At 64.0% G+C, this 12,484-nt stretch carries 12 protein-coding genes and 2 tRNA genes; 4 read left to right on the top strand and 10 right to left on the bottom strand.

The genetic code is table 11. From position 1 onward, the window contains the following. Positions 1–15: 15 nt before the first annotated feature. From QT382_RS01895 to surE, 3 genes are read right to left on the bottom strand one after another with little or no spacing between them, the layout of a single operon-like run. Positions 16–939, bottom strand: a complete 924-nt coding sequence (locus QT382_RS01895) for a peptidoglycan DD-metalloendopeptidase family protein (protein ID WP_289252352.1) — start codon at positions 937–939, stop codon at positions 16–18. 52 nt (positions 940–991) lie between these two features. Further along, entirely contained in the window at positions 992–1,831 is an 840-nt protein-coding gene (locus QT382_RS01890) for a protein-L-isoaspartate(D-aspartate) O-methyltransferase (protein ID WP_289252351.1), read from the bottom strand. After that, entirely contained in the window at positions 1,831–2,577 is a 747-nt protein-coding gene (gene surE, locus QT382_RS01885; protein WP_289252350.1) for a 5'/3'-nucleotidase SurE, read from the bottom strand. The genes QT382_RS01890 and surE overlap by 1 nt, the downstream gene beginning before the upstream one ends. Before the next feature lie 99 nt (positions 2,578–2,676). Here surE and QT382_RS01880 point away from each other — a divergent pair, with 99 nt between their 5' ends. Further along, positions 2,677–3,654 (top strand): NADPH:quinone oxidoreductase family protein, encoded by a 978-nt coding sequence (locus QT382_RS01880; protein ID WP_289252349.1) that lies wholly within the window; start codon positions 2,677–2,679, stop codon positions 3,652–3,654. Positions 3,655–3,762: 108 nt separating this feature from the next. After that, positions 3,763–4,506: a LuxR C-terminal-related transcriptional regulator gene (locus QT382_RS01875; RefSeq protein ID WP_289252348.1), complete on the top strand. Its 744-nt coding sequence runs from the start codon at positions 3,763–3,765 to the stop codon at positions 4,504–4,506. A 96-nt stretch (positions 4,507–4,602) separates the two neighbouring features. Here the strand turns inward: QT382_RS01875 and QT382_RS01870 are convergent. From QT382_RS01870 to uvrC, 7 genes are all read right to left on the bottom strand, one after another. Then, positions 4,603–4,678: transfer RNA gene (locus QT382_RS01870), tRNA-His, on the bottom strand. Between the two features lie 59 nt (positions 4,679–4,737). Continuing rightward, a complete protein-coding gene (locus QT382_RS01865) occupies positions 4,738–6,645 on the bottom strand; it encodes a SurA N-terminal domain-containing protein (RefSeq protein ID WP_289252347.1) in 1,908 nt (635 codons plus the stop codon). 175 nt (positions 6,646–6,820) lie between these two features. Beyond that, a tRNA-Val gene (locus QT382_RS01860) sits at positions 6,821–6,896 on the bottom strand. A 22-nt stretch (positions 6,897–6,918) separates the two neighbouring features. Then, positions 6,919–7,191, bottom strand: a complete 273-nt coding sequence (locus tag QT382_RS01855) for an HU family DNA-binding protein (protein WP_282825557.1) — start codon at positions 7,189–7,191, stop codon at positions 6,919–6,921. Between the two features lie 202 nt (positions 7,192–7,393). Beyond that, on the bottom strand, positions 7,394–7,960 hold the full coding sequence (pgsA, locus tag QT382_RS01850; protein ID WP_289252346.1) for a CDP-diacylglycerol--glycerol-3-phosphate 3-phosphatidyltransferase: 567 nt from the start codon (positions 7,958–7,960) through the stop codon (positions 7,394–7,396). 73 nt (positions 7,961–8,033) lie between these two features. Further along, the gene (locus QT382_RS01845) at positions 8,034–8,606 is read right to left on the bottom strand and encodes a hypothetical protein (protein WP_289252345.1); all 573 of its coding nucleotides are present in this window, start codon (positions 8,604–8,606) and stop codon (positions 8,034–8,036) included. A 10-nt stretch (positions 8,607–8,616) separates the two neighbouring features. Beyond that, positions 8,617–10,674 carry an excinuclease ABC subunit UvrC gene (gene uvrC, locus QT382_RS01840; protein WP_289252344.1) on the bottom strand — a complete coding sequence of 686 codons (2,058 nt, stop codon included), beginning with the start codon at positions 10,672–10,674 and terminating at the stop codon, positions 8,617–8,619. A gap of 33 nt (positions 10,675–10,707) precedes the next feature. Between uvrC and earP the strand changes: the two genes are divergently transcribed. Next, complete coding sequence (gene earP, locus QT382_RS01835; protein ID WP_289252343.1) at positions 10,708–11,742, top strand: elongation factor P maturation arginine rhamnosyltransferase EarP; 1,035 nt, start codon at positions 10,708–10,710, stop codon at positions 11,740–11,742. Positions 11,743–11,865: 123 nt separating this feature from the next. Next, entirely contained in the window at positions 11,866–12,420 is a 555-nt protein-coding gene (efp, locus tag QT382_RS01830) for an elongation factor P (RefSeq protein ID WP_289252342.1), read from the top strand. Positions 12,421–12,484: the final 64 nt, after the last annotated feature.

The following is a 12,484-nucleotide window of genomic DNA, read 5'->3' as shown; positions in this document are numbered from 1 at the left end:
GCGCGCCGCATCGCTCTAGCGAGAGGGCAGCAGCTTGGCCGGGTCGAGCGGCTTGCCCTGCTTGCGGATTTCGAAATGCAGCTTGACCTGGTCTGCTTCCGTATTGCCCATCTCGGCAATGCGCTGACCCTTGCGAACGAACTGCTGCTCCTTGACCAGAAGACTCTGGTTGTGAGCATAGGCCGTCAGATAGTTGGTGCCGTGCTTGATGACGATCATGTTGCCGTAGCCTCGAACGCCGCCTGCGCCAGCATACACCACCTGTCCGTCGGCAGAGGCGTAGATCGGGTCCCCTGCCTTGCCACCAATGTCTATGCCTTTGTTGCGCGGCTCGTCGAAGCCGCCGACCACCGGACCGAAGGCCGGCCAGGCCCAGACGAAGTCTTCTTCGGGATTGCTGGCCACAGCTTGCGATGGCGTCGCCGCCGCTGACGCGGCAGACGCTGCGGGGGCCGCTGGATCAGGCTTGCCGTTGGAGGCTTTGCCCTCCAACGGACGGCGCTCGACCTTGGCCGTCGTCACCGGACGCGTCGTCACGCCGGGAGCGTCGGGCACGGCGCCAGGCGGGATCACACGCAAGACCTGACCCACCTCGATGCGATCAGGGTTGTCGATGCTGTTCCAGCGTGCGATGTCGCGGTAGTTCTGCCCGTAGTCCATCGCAATACGGATCAGGGCATCGCCTGGTTTGACCGTGTAATAGCCCGGCTTGCCCGCGTTCTCCGCTCCTTGCTTGGGCGCTTCGGGCGCCGAAGCTGCCGATGCCGGAGCGACTGGCCCGGCGGCCACGGGGGCAGGTCTTGACTGCGAGACCGGTCTGTCTTCGACCGGTGCGCGATGCACGGTCGACGAGCAACCGCTCAGCACGGCCAGAAGCAGGCCAGACATGGCCAGCAGGGCTGCGCGGATCGATGGGGAAGCAATGGAATTCTGGTGCATGCGCTCTCAGCAGGGCTAAGGAGGGACCGCTTGTTTCTGTAGCGGACGTCGCTTACATGACGCCGGATTTTAGGGGCACGAACTGCACAGCCTCCTGGGTGCTGCGCAGGAACTGACTGTGCCCGCCGATCAGCACATGATCAACCACCACGAGCACCTGGCCCCGACCCCCTGGCGCCGCCATAGGAGCCACCAAGCGACCACCCGGCGCAAGCTGCGCCAGCCAGGCGCCCGGCACGTCTTCTCCGCCCGCAGCCGCCACGATGCTGTCGTACGGCGCTTGAGGCGCATGGCCCAATTTGCCATCGCCGTAGAGCAGGCGGATCCGGTGGCCTCGCAGGGCCGCCAGGTTGAGCACAGCCTTGTCATGAAGGGGCTTGAGCCGCTCTATGGAGACCACCTGGCGCGAAAGCTCAGCCAGCACCGCCGCCTGGTAGCCGCAGCCAGTGCCGATCTCGAGCACACGTCCCAGTTCGCCGCGCTCACGCGCACCAGCGCCAGCAAACAGCAACTCGAGCATGCGTCCGACGACCGAGGGCTTGGAAATCGTCTGACCATGTCCGATAGGCAAGCTGGTGTCTTCGTAGGCCTGTATGGCCAGGGCCGTATCGACGAACTGATGACGAGGTACGTGGGCCAGAGCCTGCAGCACTCGCTCGTCAGAGAGGCCTTCTTGCTTGAGCCGCTGAACCATGCGCTGACGCACGCCGGCCGAGTCCAGCCCCAGGCCGCTGGGCGCCGCCTGCCGGGCCGCGTCCTCTGCAGCAAGTTGCAGATGTCGCTGGGGTCTTAGCACCTCACCACGAACCGCACCGCCCTGCCGTGTCGCCGGCAGCGCTTTGTCCAGCGACAGCGGGAAGCGTTTGCCTCCCTTGGGCGCACCTTCGCTCATCAGCGGCGGTCCAGGCGCGCCGCCCAGGTCGGCAGCGAGGCATGGTCACTGAGGTCAACCTGCAAGGGCGTGATCGAGACCATGCCCTGGTTGGTCGCATGAAAGTCCGTGCCCTCGCCGGCTTCGCGAGCATCGCCGGCCGGGCCGATCCAGTAGATGGGTTCGCCGCGCGGACTGGTCTGCTGGATCACCGGCTCGCTGGCATGGCGTCGGCCCAGGCGCGTGACCCGCAGAGGCAACGAAGCGGCATCGGCACGGTTCGGAATGTTGACGTTCAGCAGAAAGGCCTGTTTCAGGCCGTCTGCAATCACTTGCTCGACCAGTTGACGCGCCAGTTGAGCCGCCGCGTCCAGTTCGCCCCAGCCCTTGTCGACCTGGGAGAACGCAATCGAGGGTATGCCGAACAGGAAGCCTTCGGTAGCCGCAGCGACGGTGCCCGAATAGAGCGTGTCGTCACCCATGTTGGCGCCATTGTTGATACCCGACAGCACCAGGTCTGGCTTGTAGTCCAGCAAGCCCGTCAAGGCCACATGGACGCAGTCCGAGGGCGTGCCGTTCACGTAACGGAAGCCGTTCTGGGCGCGAAACACCGACAAGGGCCGGCTGAGGGTCAGCGCGTTGGAGGTACCGCTGGCGTTCTGCTCCGGGGCGATCACTTCGATCTCGCCCAACCCTTCGCAGGCCTTGACCAGCGCATGTAGGCCGGGAGCCAGGTAACCGTCGTCGTTGGCAATCAGAATTCGCATGGCGGCATTGTAGGCAGGCACGTCGCCTTGGCGACCGCTGGGCCTGCCCTGCCTGCCTATCATCCGCCCACCCGAGAGACCCGAAATAGGAGCGCTGCGATGAAAGCCTGGCTGTGCGAGAACCCCGCCGGTGTCGCTGCCCTGCAGTGGAAGGAGCTGGCAACACCCGAGCCTGCGGCCGGCCAGATCCGCATCGCGATCAAGGCTGCCAGCTTGAACTTCCCGGACCTGCTGATCATCGAGAACAAGTACCAGATGAAGCCGCCCCTGCCCTTTGTCCCGGGCACGGAGTTCGCCGGCGTCGTCGATGCGGTCGGCGAAGGGGTCAAGGGATTCAAGCCAGGTGACGCGGTGGCAGCATTCGCCGGGACCGGCGGCTTTGCGAGCCACGCCTGCATTCCGGCAGCGCTGGCGATGCCGCTACCGCCTGGCTTTGCTTTCGAAGATGCCGCCGCTTTCATCTGCACTTATGCCACCAGCCACCACGCGTTGATCGACCGGGCCGCACTGAAGCCAGGAGAAACAGTTCTGATCCTGGGGGCTGCCGGCGGCGTGGGCACGGCCGCGATCCAGATTGCAAAGACAGCCGGCGCACGCGTGATCGCGGCGGCGAGCTCCGACGACAAATGCCAGCGCTGCTTGCAACTGGGCGCGGATGCGACCATCAACTACAGCGGCGGCAATCTGCGCGAAGAGCTGAAGACCTTGACCGAGGGACGAGGACCTGACGTGATCTACGACCCTGTGGGCGGCGACCTGGCCGAACCGGCCTTCCGCTCCATTGCCTGGCGTGGTCGCTACCTGGTGGTGGGCTTCGCCCAGGGGCAGATCCCCAACCTGCAGCTAAACCTGGCCCTACTCAAGGGGGCCTCGCTGGTCGGCGTGTTCTGGGGGGAGTTCGCCAAGCGCGAGCCCAAGCACAATGCGGCCATGCTGGGTGAACTGGCAGGCTGGTACGCCCAGGGCAAGATCAAACCGGTGCTGGACCAGGTGCTTCCCATGGAACAGCTGCCGGCCGCCTTCGAGCGCATGGCAAGCCGGCAGGTGATCGGAAAGCTGGTGCTCCGCTACACCTGAGGCCGACAAGCCACAAAGCCGAACCGACGATCACATGCCCTGCTTTCGCGGGGCATTTGAGGCCCCCGACGTGCGCTAGGATGGACGCGACAGCGAATCCTCCTCCCCATGGCCGTCAAAGTACTGATCGTTGAAGACAACCCGGTGGCGCGCAGCTTCCTCTGCCGCGTCGTGCGTGAGAGTTTCAGCGATGCGATGGAAGTCACCGAGGCCGGTGATCTTGAGGGCGCTCGCCGGTCGGTTGCCAAGTACGCCAACCTAGGCCCTGAAGGCGGCTTCAAACTGATCCTGGTGGATCTGGAGTTGCCGGACGGCAATGGCATGGAGTTCCTCACCGAGCTTGCCGGTCTGTCAGCGGTAAAGATCGTCACGACGCTTTACTCGGACGACGACCATCTCTTCCCGGCGCTGCAATGCGGTGCCGACGGCTACCTGCTTAAGGAAGACCGCTTCGAGGTGCTGGTCGAGGAATTGCAGCGCATCGTGCGCGGCCAACCGCCGCTTTCTCCGGCCATCGCCCGCCGGCTGCTCTCACATTTCCGCCCCGGCTCCACGGGTGATAGTGGCCCCATGGGCCTCAACTCGGGCTTCGGTCCTCTGACGTTCAGTGCGCCGGCACCCAACAGTCGCTCGGTGGCACTGGATCCACCTCCTGAATGGGAGCGGCTCACGCCACGTGAAAACGAGGTACTGACCTATCTCAGCAAGGGCTTCACGATCAAGGAGATCGCGAACCTCATGGGCATCAAGTGGTTCACCGTGAACGATCACATCAAGAGCATCTACAAGAAGCTCAATGTGTCCAGCCGTGCCGAGGCTGCGGTACTGGCCAGCAAGCAAGGCCTTGTCTAAAGCCTGACATTAGGCACCCGCCGGCTGAGCAACACCCGGTCGGTCAACTGCGCAAAGAAAAACGGCGACCTCGAAAGGTCGCCGTTTGCGGTGTCTTGGGGTGGCTAATGGGACTCGAACCCACGACAACCAGAATCACAATCTGGGACTCTACCAACTGAGCTATAGCCACCGCAGAGCCTAAGAGTATAGCGCGATATTCCGATCCTTCGGCCAGTTCGCGCCACTTTTTTACTTGGCCGGTGCCGACGCCGCGTCGGCACTCACCTTGACCTTGAGCTCGGTTTTCAGGTGGTTGTAGTACGACAGCGCTTCCGCGTCGGTCCACGCCCGAGCGTACTGCTCAGCTGCCCGCTTGGCGTCAATAGCAGCGGCGTCGCGCGGCAGCAGACGGTTGATACGGAATACCACATAAACGCCCTCGCCACTGTCGACACCAGCGTCGGCCGGAAGCTTGGAGACGTCGACACCCAACATCTCGCGCAACACCTTTCGCGGCACGTTGGCCGCCTTTAGTCGCGACACGACCTGCGATTCGCCGAGGCCAGCCAGATCGGTCGGATTCTTTTTCAGCGCTTCCAGGCGAGCCTTGCCAGCCGCGACAGCCTGCTCAAGTGCCAACTTGCTGACCAACAGGCCTCGCGCCTGTTCGCGCACCTGGTCAAAAGACTGCAAGCGCGCCGGGTTGTGCTTGACGACCCGTGCCGAGACCATCTGGTTGGGCGCTGGCTCAACCGCCTCGGTGTTGCGCTTGTTGTGCAGAGCCTCATTGCCGAACACCTCATCCAGCAGCTTCTGCGAGGCAAGCGCACCGGCAGCGGCAGGCAAAGGCTTGCGCTGCACCGAAGCCGTCTGGATCGCAAGCTTGAACTTGTCGGCCACAGGTTTGAGGCTGTCGGACTGCTCGTACACCATGTTGCGGAAAGCTTCCGCCTGCTCGGTGTATCGCTTCTGGGCGAGTTGCTTCAGCACCTCGCCCTCGATCTCGGCTCGCACCTGATCGAAGCTCTTCTTTTCGCCGCCGCGCTTGCCGGTCAGCTGGATGACATGGAAACCGAACTCCGACTCGACCACCTCGCTGATTTCACCCTGCTTGAGCGCGAAGGCCGCATCTTCAAAGGGCTTGACCATGGAACCACGACCGAAAAAGTCCAGGTCCCCGCCATTGACAGCCGAGCCCTCGTCTTGCGAGTTCTTCTTGGCCAGATCGGCAAAGCCGGCCGGGTTCTTGCGCGCCTGGGCAAGCAGTTCCTCGGCGCGCGCCTTGGCTTTGGCGCGATCGGCCGCAGCGGCGCCCTTCTCCGCCTTGATCAGGATGTGACTGGCGCGACGCTCTTCCGGCACACCAAATCGAGCCTGGTTGTCGTCATAGAACTTGCGCAGCTCGTCGTCGCTGGCCGTGACGGTCTTCTTGAGCGCCTCCAGATCCAGGACGACGTATTCGATGTCAGCGCTTTCGGCCAGTTGGAAGTGGCTGGCGTTCGCCGAATCCTTATAGAAGGCTTCGATCTGCGCATCGCTCGGCTTGATGGTCGCAGCAAAGTCCTTGGCATCGAATCGTTGCAGTTGCACTTCCCGCTGCTGCAGCAGCGTGTCGAAGGCAAGCCTGGCGTTCTCCTGGCTCGCCAAGCTGCTGCCACCCACGCCCAGCATGACCTGACGCATGCCCAGGTCTTCGCGCAGGCGCTGCATAAAGCCCTCAACGCTAAGACCCTGAGCAGCCAGCATGGCACGATTGATGGAACCGTTGGGGTTGCGCAGGAAGGCCAACTGCGGATCGGCCAAAAAAGCTGCCTGAAGCTTTTCATCTGTCACCGTCAGATGCTGCCTGCCTTGCGCAGCGCGAATCACACGTTCGCGTATCAGGTTGTCGAGCGTGCCTTGTCGGGCCTGCGGCGTGTCGAATTCCTTGGCGTCGAGATTCGGCATCTGCGCCCGCATGCGCTCAATCTGGCTGCGATGCGCCGCGTCGAACTCGGCTCGCGAGATCTTTTGGCCGTCTACCTTGGCCACGCCGGAATTGCTTCCATCCATGAAGCTGCTGTAGCTCTGCACCCCGAAGAACACGAACGAAGGCAGGATCAGGATCAGCAGGACAGTCTGAAACAAGCGGTTGTGCTTGCGAACGAAATCGAACATCGGAGTACCTCTGATTGGCCCTCAGGCCATCGAGTGCTGGAAGCGGATATGCAAAGGTGACCGGCTCGTCGCCAATCACAGACCGCAGACACGACAAAGGCGAACCTAGGTTCGCCTTTTGACTGCTCGGCCATTGTAGCCCTGCCCTGTTGCCCCGGGGCCGGGCGGCGATGAGTGGTGGGTGCTAACGGGCTCGAACCGCTGACATCTTCCGTGTAAGGGAAGCGCTCTACCAACTGAGCTAAGCACCCCTCATCGCGAAACACTGATCCGTCAGTTGACGGCGTCCTTCAGGGCCTTGCCCGGACGGAATTTGGGAACCTTGGCCGACTTGATCTTGATGGTATCGCCGGTGCGGGGATTGCGACCCGAACGGGCTGCGCGCTTGGTCACGCTGAAAGTGCCGAAGCCCACTAGGGACACGCTGCCGTTTTTCTTCAGCGTGGTCTTCACGCCACCGATCAGCGCTTCGAGCGCGCGCCCGGCAGCCGCCTTCGAAATGTCGGCCTGCTTGGCAATGTGCTCGATCAATTCGGACTTGTTCACGAAGTTACCCCCTCAAAAGGATGCGCGAAAACGCGCGACGGCATGTCTGGCCCACGGCAGTTTCCAGCATGTGGATTGATGCGGCTCGGCGCGCGGGGAGACGGATTCTATGCCCATTCAATCGCGCTCCCGAGCAGGGAAAAGTCCCGATATAAACGGGCCCGCCAAGGCACGCCCGGCGCCCGGTTTTGTGACCGATTTCTCAGCGCGCCTTGGCGCGGATTTCCGGCAAGGCCTTTTGCAGGTAGTACGCCATGGACCAGATGGTCAGCACCACCGCTGCCCAGATCAGCCAGGTCCCGACCCTTTGCGTGTCGATCAGGCCGAACAGCTTCCCGTGGAACAGCAGGAAGGGGATGGCCACCATCTGCACCGTGGTCTTGAGCTTGCCCACCATGTGGACCGCCACGCTGCGCGACGCACCGATCTGGGCCATCCACTCGCGCAGCGCCGAGATGGCAATCTCGCGGCCGACGATGACCAGGGCCACCATCGCATTGACACGGCCCAGTTCCAGCAGGATCAGCAGCGAAGCGCAGACCAGGAACTTGTCGGCCACTGGGTCCAGGAAGGCCCCGAAAGACGAGGTCTGGTTCAGCTTGCGCGCCAGGTAGCCGTCCAGCCAGTCGGTCAAGGCCACCACCACGAAGAGCACCGTGGCGCAGAGGTTCTGCAGGCCGGGCTCCAGTTCCAGATAGAACACGCCGACGATCAGCGGAATCGCGACGATTCGGGCCCAGGTGAACAGGGTTGGCAGCGTGAAGAACATGGGCGGCATTGTGCCCAAGAACGGTGCGTCGGCACCGCCCTGGCCGCCCAAGTTTCCTACGGTGTGGCGTAAATCAGATATCGAGCGTGCGAGGCTTGAAGCGACGCTCGTTGTTGAACAGGAAGGTCTCGCTGAACTTCCACGGCCTGGGCAGCCGGCTCACGTCCCCGAACGGTGCCGCCCGGTGCAGCGCATCGATAGCCATCTGCAGGGTCTCGGGCGCCTGGCCCGGCCGGCGCAACACATCGACCTTCTTGATGCTGCCATCGGCATGCAGTTCAACCTCGAGCACCGGGATGGCGAGCAGGATGGGAGGGACCACGCCGCCGTAGACGCGGTCAGGGTTGGCGACCATCAAGCGCTGGGCCGCCTGGCGCCTCAGTTCATCGTGGTTGCGTACCGGCCCAGGCGGAGGCAGTTTGGGGCCGACCGCGACGTGCGGCGGGGGAGCGGCTGGCGCCGGGGGTTTGGCCTCGACGGCCGGCGGCTTCGGAGCAGCGACCGGTGTCGGCACTGGCGGCGCCTGGGTCTTGGGTGGCGTCGAGCACCCAGCCAGCAGGACCAGCAAGGTCGCTGCGTTGCGCAGCGGACGATGCGATGCCGGCTCGGCGCCCTGCCCTTCCTTTGGCCGCTGCTTGCTGCTCATCGCGGACCTCCTAATGAAGAACTCGATAGATCTCTTCCGCCAGGTCCCGGGAGACACCCTTGACGCTGGCCAACTCTTCGACGCTCGCCGCCGCCACGCCGCGCACGCCACCGAATCGTTGCAGCAACTGTGCGCGCTTCTTGGGGCCAACGCCGGCGATGTCCTCGAGCCGACTACCGCCGGTGCGGGCCGACGCCCGCTTGGCCCGCATCCCGGTGATGGCAAACCGGTGCGCCTCGTCGCGGATCTGCGCCACCAGCATCAGGGCCGCAGAGTCCTTTCCAAGATAGACCTTCTCACGGCCATCGGCGAAGACCAGTTCCTCAAGGCCGACCTTGCGGCCTTCGCCCTTCTCCACGCCGACGATCAGACCGAGGTCCAGGCCCAGTTCCTCGAAGACCTCGCGCGCCATCGACACCTGGCCTTTGCCACCATCGACCAGCACCAGATCAGGAAGGCGTGCCGTGCCAAGCTGCGCACCTTCGGCCAGCTTGCTATAGCGCCGGATCAGCACCTGCCGCATAGCGGCATAGTCGTCGCCGCCGGTGATGCCCTCGATGTTGTAGCGCCGGTACTGGCTGCTCTGCATCTGGTGGCCTTCGAACACCACGCAGGAGGCCATGGTCGCTTCGCCCGCGGTGTGGCTGATGTCAAAGCACTCGATGCGGAACTTGTCGATCTCGGCCACGTTCAGATCCAGCGAATCCAGCAGCGCGCGAGTGCGGGCCTGCTGCGAGCCCTCCTCCGAGAGCAGGCGGGCCAGGGCCAGCTCGGCGCCCTTGATGCACATCTCCTGCCAGATGCGGCGCTGGCCGCGCGGCTGCGCTTGCGCCGTCACCTTGTAGCCGGCCTGGCTCGAAAGGGCCTCGGCCAGCGCGTCGTCGACCGGCTCGCTGACGACGAGCAGGGCAGGGACATGGGCATCGAGGTAGTGCTGGGCCATGAACGCCTCCAGAACTTGCCGCTCGGCCGAGGCCTGGGGCCGGCTGGCTTCGTCAGGGCCCTCATCATCCGCCAGCACCACCGCAGTGGCATCGTCGACATGCTTCGGAAAGTAAGCTCGGTCGCCCAGATGGCGCCCACCCCGCACCATGGCAAGGTTGACGCATGCGCGCCCGCCCTGGACCTTGACCGCCAGGATGTCGACATCGCGATCCCGGCCGGTGGCACTGCTCTCGTCCACCGCCTGCTGTTGAAGGACCTTGGCGAGCGACTGGATCTGGTTGCGAACCTCGGCCGCCTGCTCGTACTGCAGTGCTTCAGCGTGCGACATCATCAGCGCCTGCAGGCCGTCCATCACCTCCTGGGTCTCGCCGAGCAGGAACCGCTCGGCATTGCGCACATCGCGCGCATAGTCGTCGTCGCTGCAGGCCTGGACACAAGGCCCCGAGCAACGCCGGATCTGGTACAGCAGACAGGGCCGGCTGCGGTTGTTGAACACCGTGTCCTCGCAGGTGCGAAGCCGGAACACCTTCTGGATCAGCTGGATCGACTCCTTGACCGCCCAGGCACTGGGGAAGGGCCCGAAATAGCGGTGCTTGCGATCGACCGAGCCCCGGTAGTAGCTGACCCGCGGATAGGCATGGCCGCTGAGCTTTAGGTAGGGATAGCTCTTGTCGTCCCTGAATAGGATGTTGAAGCGCGGGTTCAGCGCCTTGATCAGGTTGTTCTCGAGCAGCAGGGCCTCGGCCTCGGTGCGCACCACCGTGGTCTCGAGCCGGGCGATGCGCGCCACCATCAGGCCTATGCGAGTGCCCCCGTGGTCCTTATGGAAGTAGCTGGAGACCCGCTTGCGCAGGCTCTTGGCCTTGCCCACGTAGAGCACATGGTCCTGGGCATCGAAGTAGCGGTAGACCCCAGGGAGCAAGGGCAACGCGGCCACCTCGGCCAGCAGCTTCTCGCGCACCTGCAACGCCACCTTCTCGACCTCGGCGACCCGCGAGGCTTCGGCACTTTCGACAGCCTCTCGTTCGCGGGCCCAGTCTTCCATCAGCTGCGTACCGACCTCGGAGGCGGACTTCGGATCATCAGTGGCGGCCGGGGTGGTCGACGCGGGCTTCTTGGGCATGGCCGGCATTGTGCCCTTGGGATAATCGACGCCATGCAATGGGACCTGTTCTGCCGCGTGATCGACAACTACGGCGATGTGGGCGTCTGCTGGCGGCTGGCCCGCGACCTCGCCGCCCGTGGCGAGACCGTGCGTCTGTGGCTGGACGATGCCCGCGCGCTGGACTGGATGGCTGGCGATTCGCGGCCGGACGGTATTCAGGTCAGAGCGTGGAACGAGGCCGATAGCGAGCCCGTCGTAGGCGATGTGGTGATCGAGAGTTTCGGCTGCGAGCTGCCGGCAGCGTTCGTCGGGCGTATGGCCGCGCGGCAGCCCGCTCCGCGCTGGATCAATCTGGAGTACCTCAGCGCCGAGTCCTACGTCGAGCGCAGCCACGGCCTGCACTCGCCGCAGTTCACCGGCCCCGGCGCGGGCCTGTCCAAGCGGTTTTTCTATCCGGGCTTCACGCCTCGCACCGGCGGGCTGCTGCGCGAACCCGGCATGATGGCCGAGCAGTCGAGCTTTGATCAAGGCGCCTGGCTCGCCGCCCAGGGCATTGAGGTCCAGCCGGGCGAAAGGCTGGTCAGCCTTTTTGCCTACAAGCTGTGGCCCGAGCTGTTGCCGCTGCTGGCCGAGCAACCGACGCTGGTCCTAGCCTGCCCCGGCACGGTCCAGCAGCAGCTGGCGGAGCAAGCCATGCCTCCAGGCCTGCGCTGCCAGGCCCTGCCCTTTCTGCGCCAGCCGGACTACGACCGCCTGCTCTGGCGCTGCGAGCTGAACCTGGTCCGAGGCGAGGATTCCTTCGTCCGAGCCCAATGGGCAGGCAAGCCCTTCGTCTGGCAGATTTACGAGCAGGATGACGGCGCTCATGGCCCCAAGCTTGAAGCCTTTCTGGACCGCTATCTGGCCGATGCCGATCCAATGGATGCAGTACCGACCCGCCAGCTATGGCGAGCCTGGAACGGCCTGAGCCCCTGGCCATCGGCCCTGCCGGTTGCGACCAGCCAGGCCCTTCGCTGGCGCGATCAATTGCTCGCCCAGACCGACCTGGCCAGCCAGCTGCTGAGCTTCGTCGCCGAATCAGGCTAAAATCGCCGGCTTTGCCGCGCCTCCAGGGAGCCCTTGGCGCGCGCCAGAGGGGCGATCGACACCGTCAAACACCGTCGCCGCCCCCACCCAGGACCACCCCAAGCTCCCCATATCGGAACCTCAATGAAGATCGCTCAAGAAATCCGCGCCGGCAACGTGATCATGCAGGGCAAGGACCCCATGGTCGTGCTGAAGACCGAATACAGCCGTGGTGGCCGCGGCGCCGCCACCGTGCGCATGAAGATGAAGAACCTGCTGAACGGCGCAGGTGCCGAAGTCGTCTTCAAGGCCGACGACAAGATGGACCAGATCATTCTGGACAAGAAGGAATGCACCTACACCTACTTCGCTGACCCGATGTACGTGTTCATGGACACCGAGTACAACCAGTACGAAGTCGAAGCCGAGAACATGGGCGACGCCCTGTCGTACCTGGAAGACAGCATGCCGGTGGAAGTGACCTTCTACGACGGCAAGGCCATCTCGGTGGAACTGCCGACCTCGGTGGTCCGCGAAATCGAAACCGAACCGGCCGTCAAGGGCGACACCTCGGGCAAGGTGATGAAGCCGGCCCGCCTGAAGGGCACCGGTTTCGAGATCCCTGTGCCGCTGTTCGTCGAGAACGGCGACAAGATCGAAATCGACACCCGCACGCACGAATACCGCAAGCGCGTCTGAGCCCTCGGGGCCCAGCAAGACAAAAAGGGCACCTCGGTGCCCTTTTCGCTTTTCTAGTTATCAA

It is taken from the genome of Pelomonas sp. SE-A7, from assembly GCF_030345705.1.
Lineage (GTDB): Bacteria > Pseudomonadota > Gammaproteobacteria > Burkholderiales > Burkholderiaceae_C > JAUASW01.
This window is presented reverse-complemented; position numbering and strand designations above follow the sequence as displayed.